This is a genomic window from Pseudomonas sp. NUPR-002 (assembly GCF_056322725.1).
The window spans coordinates 4305942-4322829 of the sequence record NZ_CM150476.1; the positions used below are offsets into that span (position 1 = coordinate 4305942).

The window sequence follows — 16888 nt, forward strand, 5'->3', positions numbered from 1 at the left end:
TCCCCTTATATCTCTATTGAGTTGTATCTAAGTATGTAATGAAAAGCTTAACGAGCGCTGGGTGGCCTAATGACGCTTAAGCGCCGCTTTATAACAAGGGCCTGAAAAAACTGTCAAGAAAGCCCCCCAGCCAAATACGTACTAGTGCGTGCTAATTCTTTCCTTGGAATCGCTGTCGCGCTTTTCATCCTTGGCGACTATCTCGGGAGCCACATCTGGTAAGGGCTCCGGGGCGTATTGCAGCGCAATTTGGAGGACTTCGTCAATCCATTTGACCGGTTTAATCTGAAGATCCTGCTTAATATTCTCAGGAATTTCTTTCAAATCCCGCACATTCTCTTCAGGAATGATCACCGTCTTGATTCCACCACGGTGTGCCGCCAGCAGTTTCTCTTTCAAACCGCCAATGGCCAGCACCTGTCCACGCAGGGTAATTTCACCCGTCATGGCCACATCGGCACGTACCGGGATCTGGGTCAGCGCCGAGACCAGGGCGGTGCACATGCCGATACCGGCACTTGGACCATCCTTGGGCGTCGCGCCTTCCGGCATGTGGATATGGGTATCGCGCTTCTCGTGGAAGTCGGCCGGGATGCCCAGGCTTTTCGCCCGGCTACGGACAACCGTCTGCGCTGCCGTGATCGACTCGACCATGACATCGCCCAGCGAGCCGGTCTTGATCAACTGACCTTTGCCCGGAATCACTGCCGCTTCAATGGTCAGCAACTCACCACCGACCTGAGTCCAGGCCAAGCCAGTCACCTGCCCCACCTGATCCTGCTGTTCGGCCAGACCATAACGGAACTTGCGCACGCCGAGGAAATGCTCCAGCTGCTCACCGGTGACCTTGACGGCCACTTGCTTGTTACCGGCGTGCTCCTTGACCACCTTGCGGCAGACTTTGGCGATCTGGCGCTCCAGGCCCCGCACACCAGCTTCGCGGGTGTAGTAGCGAATGATGTCGCGAATCGCCGACACATCGACTTCCAGCTCGCCCTTCTTCAGGCCGTTGGCCTTGATCTGCTTGGGCGTCAGGTACTTCACGGCGATGTTGATCTTCTCGTCTTCGGTGTAACCCGGCAGACGGATGACTTCCATCCGGTCCAGCAGCGCTGGCGGGATGTTCATCGAGTTGGAGGTGCACAGGAACATCACATCGGACAGGTCGTAATCGACCTCCAGATAGTGATCGTTGAAGTTGTGGTTCTGCTCGGGATCGAGCACTTCAAGCAATGCCGAGGCCGGATCGCCACGCATGTCGCTGCCCATCTTGTCGATTTCATCGAGCAGGAACAGCGGGTTGCGTACGCCCACCTTGGTCATTTTCTGAATCAAACGGCCCGGCATCGAACCGATGTAGGTACGCCGGTGACCGCGAATCTCGGCTTCGTCACGTACGCCGCCCAGGGCCATGCGCACGAACTTGCGGTTGGTAGCGCTGGCAATCGACTCGGCCAGGGAAGTTTTGCCCACCCCAGGAGGACCCACCAGGCACAGCACCGGACCACGGATCTTTTTCACCCGCTTCTGCACGGCGAGGTACTCAAGGATGCGCTCCTTGACCTCTTCCAGGCCGTAATGGTCGGCATCGAGGATTTCTTCAGCCTTGGCCAGGTCCAGGCGCACCTTGCTCTGGGCCTTCCACGGCACCTGCACCAACCAGTCCAGGTAAGAACGCACCACGGTTGCTTCAGCAGACATCGGCGACATCTGTTTGAGCTTGTTCAGCTCAGCTTGAGCCTTGGCGTAGGCATCTTTCGGCAGGCCGGCAGCGTCGAGACGCTTCTTCAGCTCTTCGACTTCGTTGTGACCTTCTTCGCTGTCGCCGAGCTCTTTCTGAATGGCCTTCATCTGCTCATTCAGGTAGTACTCGCGCTGACTGCGCTCCATCTGCTTTTTGACCCGGCCACGGATGCGCTTTTCAACCTGCAGCAGGTCGATTTCAGCGTCCAGCAGTGCCATCACGTGCTCGACACGGGTGGCCAGATCGAGGATTTCGAGAATTTCCTGCTTCTGCTCGATTTTCAGGGCCATGTGCGCGGCCATGGTGTCGACCAGGCGCCCCGGCTCATCGATGCTGTTGAGCGACGACAGGACTTCAGCCGGGACTTTTTTGCCCAGCTGAACGTATTGTTCAAATTGTGACAACAAGCTACGAACGAAGACTTCAGACTCGCGTTCGGCGGTCTGCGACTCGTCAATCAGCGAAACTTCGGCGCGAATATGGCCATCAACTTCGTTGAAACGCTCGACTGCACCGCGCTGCTCGCCTTCGACCAGCACTTTAACGGTGCCATCGGGCAGTTTCAGCAGTTGCAGGACAGTGGCAATGGTACCGACGCGGTACAGGGCATCTTCGCCTGGATCGTCATCAGCGGGGTTCTTCTGGGCCAGCAGGAGGATCTGCTTTTCGCCCGTCATTGCGGCCTCAAGGGCTTCGATGGACTTCTCGCGCCCCACGAACAGTGGGATGACCATGTGCGGATAGACGACGACATCGCGCAATGGCAAAAGAGGCAAGTCGAGGGTGGTCTTCATGATTTCGCCTCTACAGCGGCCTTATGGCCGGAAACCGGTGGAATTTGAGCGTGGGTTTAATGTGGGGGCAGCCCCGCAAAAAAACAAGCTCTACGACAGGAAAAGCAAAGGGGCCCGAAGGCCCCTTGCTGATTCGAGCCGTTTGGCGACTCAGACGTCAGGTGCAGCTTTGGCTTGCGGCTCGCTGTTCTCGTAGATCAGCAGCGGCTGCGAAGAACCATCGATGACGCTCTCGTCGATCACCACTTTGCTGACATCCTTCTGCGAAGGAATCTCATACATGGTGTCGAGCAGGATGCCTTCGAGGATCGAACGCAGGCCACGGGCACCGGTTTTGCGCTCCAGGGCTTTGCGAGCCACGGATTTGAGCGCATCACTGCGGAACTCGAGGTCTACACCTTCCATCTCGAACAGCTTGGCGTACTGCTTGGTAAGGGCGTTCTTCGGCTCGGTGAGAATCTGCATCAGCGCAGCTTCGTCGAGCTCGTCGAGGGTCGCCAGCACCGGCAGACGGCCGACGAATTCCGGGATCAGGCCAAACTTGACCAGATCGTCAGGCTCGACCTCACGCAGCGATTCACCGACTTTCTTGCCTTCCTGCTTGCTGCGCACTTCGGCACCAAAGCCGATGCCGCCGCGGGTGGAACGGTTCTGGATGACCTTTTCCAGGCCAGAGAACGCACCGCCACAGATAAACAGGATGTTGCGCGTATCGACCTGCAGGAATTCCTGCTGCGGATGCTTGCGGCCACCTTGCGGCGGAACCGAGGCAACCGTGCCTTCGATCAGCTTCAGCAACGCCTGCTGCACGCCCTCGCCCGAGACGTCACGGGTGATGGACGGGTTGTCCGACTTGCGCGAAATCTTGTCGATTTCGTCGATGTAGACAATGCCCATCTGGGCCTTTTCCACGTCGTAGTCGCACTTTTGCAGCAGTTTTTGAATGATGTTCTCGACGTCCTCACCCACGTAACCGGCTTCGGTCAGGGTGGTGGCATCGGCGATGGTGAACGGCACATTCAACAGACGCGCGAGGGTTTCGGCGAGCAGGGTTTTACCCGAGCCCGTCGGACCGATCAGCAGGATATTACTCTTGCCGAGCTCGACATCGTCGTTCTTCTTGTCGCGTTGGTTCAGGCGCTTGTAGTGGTTGTACACCGCTACCGCCAGTACCTTTTTCGCACGCTCCTGACCAATGACGTATTGATCCAGGATGGTGCTGATTTCTTTCGGCGAAGGCAGTTTATGCGCGCTGCTTTCGGCCTGGGCTTCCTGCACCTCCTCACGGATGATGTCATTGCACAGGTCGACGCACTCGTCGCAGATAAATACCGAGGGGCCGGCAATCAACTTGCGCACTTCATGCTGGCTTTTGCCGCAGAAGGAGCAATAGAGCAATTTGCCGTTGTCCTCGCCGTTACGGGTGTCAGTCATTCGATCGATCCAATCCGGTAGGCTTGCAACACAAGATGAAGGCAATTGCGGGCTTTTTCAAGTCCACAGGTGGCGGGAAAGCCCAACCACCTGCTTTCACGCCTTATCAGACAGCCATTTGCCGCTTGTCGTGTACCGAGTCGATCAGACCGTACTCGGCGGCACGTTGCGCGCTCATGAAATTGTCACGCTCGGTATCACGCTTGATGGTCTCGAGGTCCTGGCCGGTGTGATAGGCCAGCAGCTCGTTCAGGCGCGACTTGATGGAGAGGATTTCCTTGGCGTGGATTTCGATGTCCGTGGCCTGCCCCTGGAAACCACCCAGCGGCTGGTGAATCATCACCCGCGAGTTCGGCAGGCAGTGGCGCTTGCCCTTGGCACCGGCTGCGAGCAGGAAGGCACCCATGGAGCACGCCTGACCGATGCAGGTGGTGGAGACGTCCGGCTTGATGAACTGCATGGTGTCGTAGATCGACATACCCGCAGTTACCGAACCGCCCGGCGAGTTGATGTAGAGATGGATATCCTTGTCCGGGTTTTCCGCTTCAAGGAACAGCAACTGCGCCGCGATCAGGTTGGCCATGTAGTCCTCTACCGGGCCGACCAGAAAGATCACCCGCTCCTTGAGAAGGCGCGAGTAGATGTCGTAGGCGCGTTCGCCACGAGCGGATTGCTCGATAACCATCGGGACCAGACCGCCTGCGGCCTGGATGTCAGAGCTCTGCTGATAATAAGAATTGCGGGACATGTCCTGCACTCACTCCCAAATAGTCATGTCTTGAATACGCACAAGCCAGCTCGAAGGCTGGCTTGTGGTGTTTTCTTACGAGAGAAGAAAATCAGTCAGCGGCAGGTGCCTGTGCTGGCTTGATCGCTTCTTCGTACGAGACCGATTTGTCGGTCACAGTAGCTTTCTGCAGAACAGTATCCACAACTTGTTCTTCCAGCACAACCGAACGCACTTCGTTCAGTTGCTGGTCGTTCTTGTAGTACCACGCTACGACCTGCTCAGGCTCTTGGTAAGCCGAAGCCATTTCTTCGATCATTTCGCGAACGCGAGCTTCGTCAGGCTTGAGCTCGTTCTGCTTGACCACTTCAGCGACGATCAGACCCAGTACAACGCGGCGCTTGGCTTGTTCTTCGAACAGCTCAGCTGGCAGTTGCTCAGGCTTGATGTTGCCACCGAACTGCTGAACGGCTTGAACGCGCAGGCGGTTCACTTCGTTTTCCAGCAGGGCTTTTGGCACTTCGATCGGGTTGGCAGCCAGCAGGCCGTCCATTACCTGGTTCTTGACCTTGGTCTTGATGGCCTGACGCAGTTCACGCTCCATGTTCTTGCGAACTTCGGTGCGGAAGCCGTCGATGCCGGTTTCCTTGATACCGAACTGGGCGAAGAACTCTTCGTTCAGTTCTGGCAGCTTAGGCTCGGAAACGCTGTTGACGGTAACAGTGAACTCGGCTGCTTTGCCAGCCAGGTCGAGGTTCTGATAGTCCTCAGGGAAGGACAGGTTCAGTACGCGCTCTTCACCGGCTTTGGCGCCAACCAGGCCTTCTTCGAAGCCTGGGATCATGCGACCCGAGCCCAGTACCAGCTGGGTGCCTTTGGCCGAACCGCCAGCGAACACTTCACCGTCAACCTTGCCGACGAAATCGATGTTCAGTTGGTCTTCGTTCTGGGCAGCGCGATCGACCGCTTCGAAACGAATGTTCTGCTTGCGCAGCACTTCCAGCATGTTGTCCAGGTCGGCGTCAGCCACTTCAGCGCTCAGGCGCTCAACGGCGATCGAGTCGAAACCGGCAACGGTGAACTCTGGGAACACTTCGAAAGTAGCGATGTATTCCAGGTCTTTACCTTTTTCGAACGACTTTGGCTCGACGGCAGGTGCGCCAGCCGGGTTCAGCTTCTGCTCAACCACAGCTTCGTAGAAGGAAGCCTGAACCAGATCGCCGAAGGCTTCCTGGCGGGCAGCATCTTCATAACGCTGACGGATCACGCTCATAGGCACTTTGCCAGGGCGGAAGCCTGGAACCTTGGCGCGACGGGCAGTCTGTTGCAGACGCTTGTTGACTTCGGTCTCGACGCGCTCTGCCGGAACGGCGATGGTCATGCGACGCTCGAGAGCAGAAGTATTTTCAACAGAAACTTGCATGGATATTCCTCGTTGCACAGACGTTAGCCGGCGATACCCGACTCCAGAATCAAGGGCAAGCATTCTAGTGGCTCAAAGGCCAGAAGTCACCCCGTTCAAGACGACGGGAAAGCACGCCGGTCCATTTCATTTACAGCCCTTGGCCAAAACCTTGGCCAAGGGCGCTCAAGACCCGCTGTTCAAGGCCTGGACGCCGCCTCTCATCGAGACAACCCGCCCGGCGCCAAACAGCCAGAATTACTTGTCAAAACACTACAAAACCGCCAGTGGGCACTCAGGGCGCCGCACTGTCGATCTCGTTGATGCTGCAATACTCTTCCCACTCCATGCCCAGCGCCTCAGCCACTTGCCGGTGCACGTCAAGGCGCATGGCCTGGAGTTCCTCGTCGGAGCTGGCGATCAGTTGCAGGGTCAATTCCCACGGCTCAAGGCCCTGCTCCTGCGCCGCATCTTCAAAGGCCCACTCGATTTGCTGTTGCTGCTCATGGGCGCTGAGCCCGGCAATTTCTTCGAGTAGCTGCGGATTGGCCGCGGCGAAACGCTGTAACGCGCTGGCCTGGCGTTCTTTTGAAATCATGGCGCTGTCCTCACTACCTTGCCGTTAGCAACGGCCTCAACCGGCTGAAATCTATCAGCTTTTGACCCTTTGTCACCAGTGTCGGCGATGCCACCGCAATGGCCCATCAAACACAAACAATTATCAATTGATAATGCGTATCGTTATACTAGCGAAACTTTTGCTTCACACCGGCACACACCCGATGGAATCCAGCCCCTCCTCTGTTTCAGCCAACACGCGCCTACAAAGGCTCTACCAGGATCACCATCACTGGTTGCATCGTTGGCTGCGCCAGCGTATCGGCTGCCCGGAGCACGCCGCCGACATTGCCCAGGACACGTTTCTGAGCATTCTCAGCGGTAAAGACCTATTCAATATCCGTGAACCACGGTCGTTCCTGTCCACGGTGGCGCGCAGACTGATGGCCAACGTCTATCGCCGCCGCCAGGTGGAGCAAGCCTACCTTGAGGCCCTGGCCTTACTGCCCGAAACGGTTGAGCCCTCGCCAGAGGTGCGCTTGCTGGCCCTGGAAGCACTGACCCTGCTTGACCGCCTGCTCGACGACTTGCCCGGCAAGGTACGCGAGGCATTTCTGCTGTCGCACCTGCAAGGGCTGAAAATTGCCGAAATCGCCGAACGCCTGGGGGTCAGTACCCGCTCGGTCAAGCTGTACCTGGTCAAGGCCAACCAGCATTGCTTCTTTGCCGCACTGCCATGAATACCTCCAGGCCCGACTTCGACCCTCGCACCACCCGCGAAGCCGCACAATGGCTGACACTGGCCATGGAGGGCGATCTGAGCCCTGACCAGCAGCAAGCGTTGCAACGCTGGCGTGCAGCCAGCCCGGACAATGATCGCGCCTGGCTGCATATCGAAGCGATGCGCCATCGCTTCGCCGCGCTGGAGCCTCAGGCCAGCTACCGCAGCCTGTCTCAGCGCCCCGTGCATGAGCGCCGGCGCGTGCTCAAAGCATTGCTACTGTTGGGCCTGGTGGGCGGCGCCGGGCACCTGAGCTACCGTGCCAGCCAGTCTTCGTCCGCAACCCTTGCCTTCAGCAACGGCGCCCAGGCACCCCGCACCCTCAGCCTGAGCGACGGCAGCCAACTGACACTGGATGCCGAGAGCGAGATCAGCGTGCAGTTCGACGCACATCAACGCCTGATTCACCTGCATAAAGGGCGCGTGCTGCTGAGCAGTGGCCACGATTCAGGCAACGCCAATCGCCCTTTAAGCGTGCAGACGTCACAGGGCAGCGTACGCGCGCTCGGCACCCGTTTCGTCGTCGAGCTGCGACCCGACGCCACTCAGGTTGCACTGTTCGAAGGCGCGGTGGACGTGCACCCCCTGCAAACCGGCGCACCACCGCTGCGCCTCAGTCCAGGGCAGCACGCACGTTTTTCCAGCAGCCAAATTGAAAACCAGGGCCGTGCCGCCCAGGAACCGGCCTGGAGCCAGGGCGTACTGATTGCCGACGCCATGCGCCTCGACGCCTTCCTCGCCCAGTTGGGCCGTTATCGCCCCGGCCTGCTGCGCTGCAGCGATGAAGTGGCCAGCCTGCATATTTCCGGGGTGTATCCGCTGGCCGATAGCGATGCTGTACTCGATGCCCTGCCCCACGCCCTGCCGGTGCGGATTCAGCGCCGCAGCAACTATTGGGTCACCGTCGCTGCGCGCTGAGCCGGTTACAACGCAAGCTCGATACGCACGCCCTCAGTAGCCCCCTGCACGACGCGCACCTGCGCAGCAAATACCTGCGCTATTCGCTCGGCACTCAACACTTCAGCCGGGGTTCCACTGGCACGCAATTGGCCGCGCTCAAGCAACCACAGGCGATCACAGTAGTGCGCCGCCAGGTTCAGGTCGTGCAGCACACACACCACGGCAATCCGCGGCGAACGCGCCAGACGGCGCAACAGACGCATGAGGTTCTGCTGCTGGCCGATATCCAAGGCACTGGTAGGCTCATCGAGCAACAGCAGGCACGGCGGCCGCTCATCGTCCTGGCGCAACGGATTAATCGCCAGCTGGTTAATTGCCCGGGCAATAGTCACCCGCTGCATTTCGCCACCCGACAACGACAGCACGCCACGCTCAAGTAAATGGCCGATGTCCAACGCGTCAATGATTGCGGCAAGCGGCTCACCGGCATGGGCCTGGCCGAGGCGAATAAATGCATGCACTGGCCAGTCAAACGCGCTTTCAACGTGCTGAGTCACCAACGCCCGCGAGCGCGCCAGTTGCTGCGGGCGCCAGGCGTGCAACGGTCGTCCGAGCAAGCGGATTTCACCTTGCGCAGGCTTCAGATACCCAGAAATCAGCGACAGTAAGGTGCTCTTGCCCGCGCCATTGGGGCCAATCAAACCGAGTAGTTGCCCTGCTTCTATATGCTCATGCAACGGTGCGAGGGCAAATGGCTGCTCCAGGCTGACATCAATCAATTCCAGCATGTCAGAACTCCCGCGCCTTGCGCCCCAGCAGCAACCAAAGGAAATACGGCCCACCGATCACGCTGGTGACCAACCCCACCGGAATCTCTGCGGGGCTGGTCAAACTGCGCGCCAGGGTATCGGCGAGCAACAGCAGAATCGCGCCACACAACATCGAGGCAGGAATCAACAAGCGGTGACCCGGGCCGAAATACAGGCGCAAACAATGCGGCACCAACAAGCCGATAAAACCGATGATGCCGGTAAGCGCCACACACAGGCCAACGCCCAGCGACGAAGCCAGCACCACGCGATTTTTCAGGCGCTCGCTGTCGAGCCCCGCCGCATGCGCGCTGACTTCACCCAGCTGGAACAGGTCGAGGTCCGCCGCGCAACGCGCCAGCACCCACAAGGCCAACGGCAATACCAGGCACGCCACACTCAAGGTCGACCATTCGGCGCTACTCAGACTGCCCATGCCCCACAGGCTCAACTGGCGCAGCTGCTCTTCGCTGGCCAGGTAGGTGAGGATGCCACCCAAGGCGCCGGTCAGGGTGTTGATCACCAAGCCGGCCAACAGCAAGGTGATGGTCGATTCCCGCCCCTGATAGCCGCGGCCTATGTGAAAAATCACCAAGGTCACCAGCAAGGCGCCGATAAACCCGGCGAAAAACTGCCCGTACAGCTCGAACCCGGCGAAGCGGCCATTGAACAGCACGATCCAGATCGATACCGCCAGCCCCGCACCACTGGCCTGACCGAGCAAGGTCGGGTCGGCCAGCGGATTGCGAAACAGCCCCTGCATCGCGGTACCGCCGGCCGCCAGGGTCGAGCCAACCAACACCGCCAACAGCAAGCGCGGCAGACGCACTTCACTCCACACCTGCCATTCCAAAGGCGCGGGCAACACCCCGAGGAAAATCCTTGGCGACAAGCCAATGCTGCCCACCAGCGAACACACCGTGAGCAAGGCACACAGCCCCGCCAGCATCAACAGCAAAGTCGGCAACGACGTAGTGCGTAGCGTACTCATGGGAACAACGCTCCGGCATCCTGGCGCAACTGCAGCATCGCTGCGACCGTACGTGGCCCAAGGTTGAGCAACGCCTGATCGTCGATCTGCACTACCCGTCGCGCCCGGCCCGCCGGAGTCAGCGCCAGGCCGCCCAACTTCCACAAGCTTTCTTCACCGCCGAGCGCTTCCAGCCCGGCCTTGCTGATGATCACAAAGTCCGGCGCCAGCGCCACCATCGACTCTCCCGCCACCTGTTTGTAGGCGTTGAAGCTGGCACAGTTACTGATCCCGGCCTGTTCCAGCGCGGCATTGGCCTCGGTGCCTTGCCCCATGACCAGGGGCGTCATGCCGGTGCGATTGAAGATGAACAGCGCTTTGGGGCCTTTGAGTGGTGGCAGCCCGGCCAGTTTGGCGGCCAGCGCCTGCTGTTCGGCAATCAGCGCTTGCGCCTGAGCCTGTCGCCCCATGATGCTGGCTACTTGCTCAATTTTGCGAGGAATTTCGGCGATCGACTTGCCTCGCCCCACCTTGTTCACTTGCAGCCCCACCGCCTCAAGCTGGCGCACGACAATGGCCGGTCGCGCGGCATCGCTGATCAATACACGCCGTGGCTTGAGGCTCAAAATGCCTTCAGCCGACAACTGGCGCAGGTAGCCCACCGACGGCAAGCGGGCAATGGCAGGCGGAAAATGACTGGAGTCGTCGCGCCCCAGCAGGCGCGGTGTGGCCTGCAACTGATCGACAATTTCCGCAAGGTCGGCGCCGATTACCAGGGTGTCGGCCGGCTCGGCCTGGGCAACGGAAAACCAACCAACCGCCAGCAACAACACGCTCAATGAAGCCGCATTCATGGGTAAATTCCTTGTCTTCATCAGCGTCAATGGGCCGTGGTTTTCGATGGTTCGTCACAGCGTGGCGCACTGGCCGACAAGGCCGCTCCAGTGGCGTCGTGACTGGGCAACAGCCACAGGTAATCAGCGTCCTGATGCGTCACTGGCTGCCCCTGCTCACCCATCACCAGCACCTTGAGGGCGGCACTCCCCGGACCTTGCCTGAGGTACAGCGGCGCGCCTTGGGTTTTCAACGTGTGCAGGGTGCCGGCAAACAGCAGCCGGGGCGCAGACGCGCCATCCAGCACTTGCGCCATGCGCTGATCGCGGGCGTGCTGAATAGCCAGCATGGCGTTCAGGCGCGCTTGATCGATCTGCCCGCAATGCATGTCAACAATCTGCTTGCGCTGCTGCGCGGCCACGGCGGGGCTGGCGAACAAGGCCGTTGTATCGGAAGGCGGCGAGTTGATCAGCGCGCTACGCTGCGCTGCGGAAATATTGCCGGCCAGCAATGGCGCAGGTGCCTGCATCAAGGATTCGACCAGGGCGCCGTACTGCGCCCAACTCCAACGCTCATCCCAACGCATGATGTGCCTGAGGCGCTTGCTGCGCACCTGATTGCCTTCGGCCAACCAAGCCTGAACCTCGTTGACCGGACGCTGCTGATCACTGCTAAGCATTTCCAGCACCACCGCGCCCTGTGGCCGCTGCTCGGCCAAACGCGTTGCCAACCATTGCTCGATCAGGTGATGGACCGGATTCTCATGCACCTCGCCAACCATCACAGTGTCGGCAGCCGCCAGCTCAGCAAGCAGCCGGGTGGCCGGGATCTGCTCACCGCTGGCCAGGTCGACAATCGCGCCCCACTGCGGGATGCTCGCTTCAGCCTGACGGTAAGCCGTGTCGGCCACCGGCGCATTGACGCTGGCGCAACCTGCGCACAACGCCAGGCCTAGCCATATAAAGGAAGACTTGAACATAAACAGGACCTGTCAGTATTCGAGGGTGAAGCCAAACGAGGTAGTGCGACCGCGACCATTGCCTTGGTCCATGACCGCCGACATCAGGTAGTCCACCGAAGCGCTGTTGTCGTAGACCTTGTTGCCGACGTTCTCGACGTTGACGAACAGGCTGAGGTTTTCCTGCACTCGGTAGTTGCCGTACAGGTTCCAGATCACCCCAGTCGATTTGCTCTTTTTGGTCTCGTAGTAGTCCCAGCTGATTTCAGAGGGACCCGCATACTCGCCACGAGCACCGATCACCAGGCGCTCGTCGAACCAACGGGTGCCCAGATCCAGTGTCCAGTAGCGGTCTGGCTGACTGTTGATATCTTCCAGCTCGATACCGGAAGTGGTCGGTGACTGGGTGGTGGCGCGCGTCCAGGACAGGGTGCTGTAGAAGAAGCCCGCGTCGTATCGGCCCTCGATCTCGTAGCCGCTCATACGCACTTGTTCAGGCCAGTTAACCCAGTTCAGCTTTGACGCTTCTTCGCCGTCGTCATCAACAATGTTGAACGACTGCGGGGTAATGTAGCCGTCGATCTTGCTGATAAAGCGGTTGACCTTGAGCTGACCGTAATCGTCGGCACTCAACAGGCCACTGCGGGTCAGGTTGAAACCGAACTCATAGTTGGTCGAGCGCTCCTGACGCAGGAACGGGTTGGCGCCGACGCCATCCGCGTCACTGCCGTCGGCCTCAAGCGGTACTTTCTCGAAGAACATCTCCTGCACCCGCGGCGCCCGCGAGGTGCGCGACCAACTGGTGTAAAGCTGCATCCACTCATAGGGTTTTACCGAAAACCCTACGCGCGGATTGAAGCTATGCTCGCGACTGGTCACATCGATGTCGCCACCACCGATGTCCAGACACTGACCAATGATCGAACACTTGGGCACATGCCCGCTGACCTTGTAGCCGTCGTAGTGTGCAGCCAGGGTCAGGGCATAGATGTCGTAGTTAAAATCCAGGGTGGTGAACAGGCTATGGGTCTGCTGTTTGCCTTCTGGGTTGGCGCCACGTTTTTCCGGGGTCTGGGCGACGAAGTCATCCGTGTAGTAACGCCCGCCATTGCTCCAGCTGGCTTCCACCGGCCCCAGGTTGAAGCGACTGACGTTGGTCAGATCGAAACCGTGGGTGTCGTCGCGGGTTTTGCGGCCGATGTAGGTGGAGTCCTCCACGGGCGGGTATTCCAGCCGGGTTTTGTTCTGATAGGCGTTGACCGTCAGGTTCAGCCACTCGCTGTAGGGGGTAAACGCGTACTTGGCGCGGTAGGTTTCGTTATGCAGCTCCCAGGGGTAGTTGTGGTAGAACTCGTTGCGGTAATGCACGCCGGTCAAATCCAGACGGTGCATGTCGTTGGGCTGCAGACGTACCTTCAACAACCCTGAGCGCGGGTTCTGCTTGGTGGTGTCATAACTGTTGCTCTGACCGTTACTGGTTTTGTATTCGCCGGTCTGGGTACTGCTTGCGGCAGCGACCACGCCGTAAACACCTTCACTGTCCTCAGGCAGCGTGCGCGCACCGGCCGCCAGCATCCGCGTGTTGCCATAGCCGTTGTTGCCAGTGCGGTAGGTGGTGCGCAGACCAACGCGGTGCTCCGGCTTGACGATGTCGTCGATTTCAAAGGTACGAAAGTTGGCGCTGCCACCCAAGGTATTGGCGCCTTCAGCGCCGTCGACCGAGCCGCGCTGAATATCGACACCGGCCACCAGGTTGGGGTCTACGAACGCCATCGGCCCGCCCGAGCCGTGACCGGCGTTGTTACGAAAGGTCTGGGTAACCCCGTCAATCATGGTGTTGACCCGGCCATAACCGGACAAACCGCGTATGTTCACGGAAATCCCCGGCTGACTGCGCGAATGCAAGGTGTAGGTGCCGGGCATCGAACGCACCAGGCTGTTGAGGTCCTGACGCTCGACATGCGCATCGCGACTGCTCTGGATAGCACCCGGTCGATCCGCCTGGGCATTGACCAGCGTCGCCCCCACCTCCATGGCCGTGTTGTTGCGCGCGTTGACCCGCAACACATAGCTGCGATCTTTCATGCGCTCAATCCACAAGCCCGTGCCGTTGAGCAGCAAGTCGAATGCTTCTTTAACGGAGTACTCACCCTCAAGGCCTTGGGTCGTACGATTCAGAGTGAGCTCAGGTGCGTAAGTCAGGATGATGCCGGTGCGCGTAGCCAACTCATTCAAGGCAGGCCCCAACGGCCCCGCCGCAATCCGATAGGCCTGGCGCGCTGGCGCCTGATGCGCGCTGCTCTCCACCGCCTGAGCCATCGACCCGCCCGCACAACCCGCCGCCAGTAACGCCGCAGTCAAGGCATTGCGGGCCAGTCCGTTTTTATTGTGATGCGCACCCCGAACGGTGGCCAACTGCGTGCGGTTCACTTGAAGCTCCCTAGACGGTGAATGTCGTTGTTACTAGAGAGGTCACGCGAGTCGGCGAAAAAGGGAAATCTAAATCAGAATCTTTTACATATTTTTCGTGAACGTGATGATTTGCCTGGCGACTGAACGGCAAGGGCGATATGAATGCTGGAAAAATAATGCGCGCTAACGGAAGAGCGAGACGCTTGAAGACCTGCAGAAACGAAAAAAGCCGCACTAGGCGGCTTTTTCGAGGCTTTCATGCACTTCAGCGAAGGGCAGTGAAAGCTTGGATGGTGCGGACGAAGAGACTCGAACTCTTACAGCTTGCGCCGCTGGAACCTAAATCCAGTGTGTCTACCAATTTCACCACGTCCGCATGAAGCTTTTAAAGCAAAGGCGCCGGATTTTCATCGGGCGCCTTCTGGAATATGGGGTGGACGATGGGGATCGAACCCACGACAACAGGAGTCACAATCCTGTGCTCTACCAACTGAGCTACGCCCACCATATTGCATTTACCGCTTTACTTGTGCCTAAGCTGCCTATTGGCGCACCCGGCAGGACTCGAACCTGCGACCATCCGCTTAGAAGGCGGATGCTCTATCCAGCTGAGCTACGGGCGCATATTTAATCTGCTTTCTGTTACGATTACAAATTAACTTTTAGCCGTACCGAACAAGCTACCAAATCCGCTCATTCTGCCTGACCTTGCTAACCAGTGCTAGGCTCTGCCCGACAAGTGCGACGAATGTTATAGACGAGTGGTTAGGTCGTCAACTCTTTTTTGAAAAAAATTCATTTTATTTAAGGGGTTAGGGAAATGGCCGGACCAAGCGCCTTTGCCCTCGGCCCCCTTCATGCGAGAATACGCGCTCTTTTTATTCCCTCTCGATGGTTAATCACGCGACATGACTGCACACCTTATTGACGGTAAGGCGATCGCCGCCAACCTGCGCCAGCAGATCGCCCAACGTGTTGAGGAGCGTCGCCAGCAAGGCCTGCGTACTCCAGGCCTGGCGGTGATCCTGGTCGGCACCGACCCCGCTTCCCAAGTCTATGTTTCGCACAAGCGCAAGGATTGTGAAGAAGTCGGCTTTATTTCCCAGGCATTCGACCTGCCCAGCGAGACCACGCAGCAGGCCCTGACTGACCTGATCGATCGCCTTAATGATGATGCGAACGTCGACGGTATCCTGCTGCAGTTGCCACTGCCGGCCCATCTGGATGCGTCGTTGCTGCTCGAGCGCATTCGCCCGGATAAAGATGTCGATGGTTTCCATCCTTATAACGTCGGTCGCCTGGCCCAACGTATTCCTCTCCTGCGCCCGTGCACACCGAAAGGCATCATGACCCTGCTGGAAAGCACCGGTCAGGACCTGTACGGCATGAACGCAGTGGTCGTCGGTGCGTCGAACATTGTCGGCCGCCCGATGGCGATGGAACTGTTGCTGGCCGGTTGCACCGTGACCGTGACCCACCGTTTCACCAAAGACCTGGCCGGCCACGTTGGCCGTGCTGACCTGGTGGTGGTGGCTGCAGGTAAACCTGGCCTGGTCAAAGGTGAGTGGATCAAGGAAGGCGCGATTGTCATCGACGTCGGTATCAACCGTCAGGAAGATGGCAAGCTGGTTGGCGACGTGGTCTACGAGACCGCCCTGCCCCGCGCTGGCTGGATCACCCCGGTACCAGGTGGCGTCGGCCCGATGACCCGTGCTTGCCTGCTGGAGAACACCTTGTATGCGGCGGAAACGTTGCATAAGTAAGGTGTGATGGCTGGATCAAAAACGGTGCCTGTGAAGGTGCCGTTTTTTTGTGCCTGGCTTTAAGTTGATCGCGGGGCAAGCCCGCTCCCACCGGATGTGATGTTTTGCCTGTGGGAGCGGGCTTGCCCCGCGATAGCAATGATTTCCTACCAGTAGCAGCGAAATGTGGAGATGCGGTAGGCGTTTTCTGTCAGACCGTTCTGAATCATACTGCCGGCGCCGTTGCGCTGTTGTGCCAGCGCCTGCGCGGGCCTAGGCTGCTGCCGTCGCTGGAAAATCCAGTGATCGGATTTAGCAGTCCGGCTCATAACTCGATGTCGACGGCACAACGCTTTATGGCGGTTGTACGTGGGGCGCCTTCGGGTGCGCCGGGTTCCTCGAGTTACCGGTCTGCTAACCCGCGTACAGCTGCCACCCTTTGTTTAGCAGCAAGGCGTGGTTGCTTCATAACTTGAGGGCAATCATGAAAAAAATCGTCCCTGATCCACCCAGCCTCGACCTGGCCAAGGCTTCCACTGCCGATACCCCTTTCGGCACCAACCTCATGTTCAACATCCGCGCTGGCATCCCCGCCGAAGAAGCGCTGCTGCATGCCTGTCAGTTACTGCGCTGCGCTGAAGCCACAGTCTGCGATGCGCTTGATCACCTCACGCTCAATGACCGCTCCTTGGTTTCGGGTGCCGGTCAGCACATCGAGACGGCGCGGGCGCTGGTCGATGCCGTGCTTGATGGCGTCGGGGTGCAACGGATTTAAAGCATTTCAGCGGGCCGGTGGGAGCGGGCTTGCCCCGCGATGCGATGT

14 protein-coding genes and 3 tRNA genes are annotated in these 16888 nt (G+C 59.0%); 4 read left to right on the forward strand and 13 right to left on the reverse strand.

The window, feature by feature from the left end; genetic code table 11:
- Nucleotides 1–141: 141 nt before the first annotated feature.
- The 5 genes from lon to ACVWSC_RS19730 all read right to left on the reverse strand — a co-directional run bounded on the left by lon (nt 142) and on the right by ACVWSC_RS19730 (nt 6699).
- Entirely contained in the window at nt 142–2538 is a 2397-nt protein-coding gene (lon, locus tag ACVWSC_RS19710; RefSeq protein ID WP_442108792.1) for an endopeptidase La, read from the reverse strand.
- Between the two features lie 150 nt (nt 2539–2688).
- Nucleotides 2689–3972 (reverse strand): ATP-dependent Clp protease ATP-binding subunit ClpX, encoded by a 1284-nt coding sequence (gene clpX, locus ACVWSC_RS19715; protein WP_028945302.1) that lies wholly within the window; start codon nt 3970–3972, stop codon nt 2689–2691.
- Between the two features lie 106 nt (nt 3973–4078).
- A complete protein-coding gene (gene clpP / locus ACVWSC_RS19720; RefSeq protein WP_028945303.1) occupies nt 4079–4720 on the reverse strand; it encodes an ATP-dependent Clp endopeptidase proteolytic subunit ClpP in 642 nt (213 codons plus the stop codon).
- Between the two features lie 91 nt (nt 4721–4811).
- Nucleotides 4812–6122, reverse strand: coding sequence for a trigger factor (gene tig / locus ACVWSC_RS19725; RefSeq protein ID WP_442108793.1), 1311 nt, complete (start codon nt 6120–6122; stop codon nt 4812–4814).
- 274 nt (nt 6123–6396) lie between these two features.
- Nucleotides 6397–6699: a DUF6388 family protein gene (locus tag ACVWSC_RS19730; protein ID WP_442108794.1), complete on the reverse strand. Its 303-nt coding sequence runs from the start codon at nt 6697–6699 to the stop codon at nt 6397–6399.
- 184 nt (nt 6700–6883) lie between these two features.
- Between ACVWSC_RS19730 and ACVWSC_RS19735 the strand changes: the two genes are divergently transcribed.
- Nucleotides 6884–7399, forward strand: a complete 516-nt coding sequence (locus ACVWSC_RS19735) for a sigma-70 family RNA polymerase sigma factor (protein ID WP_442108795.1) — start codon at nt 6884–6886, stop codon at nt 7397–7399.
- Complete coding sequence (locus ACVWSC_RS19740) at nt 7396–8358, forward strand: FecR domain-containing protein (protein ID WP_442108796.1); 963 nt, start codon at nt 7396–7398, stop codon at nt 8356–8358. Before ACVWSC_RS19735 ends, ACVWSC_RS19740 begins: the two co-directional genes overlap by 4 nt.
- A 5-nt stretch (nt 8359–8363) precedes the next feature.
- On the opposite strand, the gene ACVWSC_RS19745 is transcribed toward ACVWSC_RS19740, so the two are convergent.
- From ACVWSC_RS19745 to ACVWSC_RS19780, 8 genes are all read right to left on the reverse strand, one after another.
- Complete coding sequence (locus tag ACVWSC_RS19745) at nt 8364–9128, reverse strand: ATP-binding cassette domain-containing protein (RefSeq protein WP_442108797.1); 765 nt, start codon at nt 9126–9128, stop codon at nt 8364–8366.
- A gap of 1 nt (nt 9129) precedes the next feature.
- Entirely contained in the window at nt 9130–10140 is a 1011-nt protein-coding gene (locus ACVWSC_RS19750) for a FecCD family ABC transporter permease (RefSeq protein ID WP_442108798.1), read from the reverse strand.
- Nucleotides 10137–10973 (reverse strand): heme/hemin ABC transporter substrate-binding protein, encoded by an 837-nt coding sequence (locus ACVWSC_RS19755; protein ID WP_442108799.1) that lies wholly within the window; start codon nt 10971–10973, stop codon nt 10137–10139. Before ACVWSC_RS19755 ends, ACVWSC_RS19750 begins: the two co-directional genes overlap by 4 nt.
- Nucleotides 10974–10999: 26 nt before the next feature.
- Nucleotides 11000–11932 carry a ChaN family lipoprotein gene (locus ACVWSC_RS19760; RefSeq protein WP_442108800.1) on the reverse strand — a complete coding sequence of 311 codons (933 nt, stop codon included), beginning with the start codon at nt 11930–11932 and terminating at the stop codon, nt 11000–11002.
- Between the two features lie 12 nt (nt 11933–11944).
- The gene (locus ACVWSC_RS19765) at nt 11945–14341 is read right to left on the reverse strand and encodes a TonB-dependent receptor (RefSeq protein ID WP_442108801.1); all 2397 of its coding nucleotides are present in this window, start codon (nt 14339–14341) and stop codon (nt 11945–11947) included.
- 273 nt (nt 14342–14614) lie between these two features.
- Nucleotides 14615–14699, reverse strand: a tRNA-Leu gene (locus ACVWSC_RS19770).
- Between the two features lie 53 nt (nt 14700–14752).
- A tRNA-His gene (locus ACVWSC_RS19775) sits at nt 14753–14828 on the reverse strand.
- Nucleotides 14829–14869: 41 nt separating this feature from the next.
- A tRNA-Arg gene (locus tag ACVWSC_RS19780) sits at nt 14870–14946 on the reverse strand.
- A 285-nt stretch (nt 14947–15231) separates the two neighbouring features.
- On the opposite strand from ACVWSC_RS19780, the gene folD reads away from it, so the two are divergent.
- Together folD and ACVWSC_RS19790 are read left to right on the forward strand one after the other, a co-directional pair.
- Nucleotides 15232–16086 carry a bifunctional methylenetetrahydrofolate dehydrogenase/methenyltetrahydrofolate cyclohydrolase FolD gene (gene folD, locus ACVWSC_RS19785; RefSeq protein ID WP_442108802.1) on the forward strand — a complete coding sequence of 285 codons (855 nt, stop codon included), beginning with the start codon at nt 15232–15234 and terminating at the stop codon, nt 16084–16086.
- A 463-nt stretch (nt 16087–16549) separates the two neighbouring features.
- Entirely contained in the window at nt 16550–16840 is a 291-nt protein-coding gene (locus ACVWSC_RS19790) for a DUF6124 family protein (protein WP_442108803.1), read from the forward strand.
- Nucleotides 16841–16888 lie beyond the last annotated feature (48 nt).

Excerpts from the sequence above, each read along its gene's own strand:
- folD (WP_442108802.1), top strand. The coding sequence starts at position 15,232 with ATGACTGCACACCTTATTGACGGTAAGGCGATCGCCGCCAACCTGCGC.
- ACVWSC_RS19730 (WP_442108794.1), bottom strand. The coding sequence starts at position 6,699 with ATGATTTCAAAAGAACGCCAGGCCAGCGCGTTACAGCGTTTCGCCGCG.
- ACVWSC_RS19735 (WP_442108795.1), top strand. The coding sequence starts at position 6,884 with ATGGAATCCAGCCCCTCCTCTGTTTCAGCCAACACGCGCCTACAAAGG.
- ACVWSC_RS19755 (WP_442108799.1), bottom strand. The coding sequence starts at position 10,973 with ATGAATGCGGCTTCATTGAGCGTGTTGTTGCTGGCGGTTGGTTGGTTT.
- ACVWSC_RS19760 (WP_442108800.1), bottom strand. The coding sequence starts at position 11,932 with ATGTTCAAGTCTTCCTTTATATGGCTAGGCCTGGCGTTGTGCGCAGGT.
- clpP (WP_028945303.1), bottom strand. The coding sequence starts at position 4,720 with ATGTCCCGCAATTCTTATTATCAGCAGAGCTCTGACATCCAGGCCGCA.
- tig (WP_442108793.1), bottom strand. The coding sequence starts at position 6,122 with ATGCAAGTTTCTGTTGAAAATACTTCTGCTCTCGAGCGTCGCATGACC.
- ACVWSC_RS19745 (WP_442108797.1), bottom strand. The coding sequence starts at position 9,128 with ATGCTGGAATTGATTGATGTCAGCCTGGAGCAGCCATTTGCCCTCGCA.
- clpX (WP_028945302.1), bottom strand. The coding sequence starts at position 3,972 with ATGACTGACACCCGTAACGGCGAGGACAACGGCAAATTGCTCTATTGC.
- ACVWSC_RS19740 (WP_442108796.1), top strand. The coding sequence starts at position 7,396 with ATGAATACCTCCAGGCCCGACTTCGACCCTCGCACCACCCGCGAAGCC.
- ACVWSC_RS19790 (WP_442108803.1), top strand. The coding sequence starts at position 16,550 with ATGAAAAAAATCGTCCCTGATCCACCCAGCCTCGACCTGGCCAAGGCT.
- ACVWSC_RS19750 (WP_442108798.1), bottom strand. The coding sequence starts at position 10,140 with ATGAGTACGCTACGCACTACGTCGTTGCCGACTTTGCTGTTGATGCTG.
- lon (WP_442108792.1), bottom strand. The coding sequence starts at position 2,538 with ATGAAGACCACCCTCGACTTGCCTCTTTTGCCATTGCGCGATGTCGTC.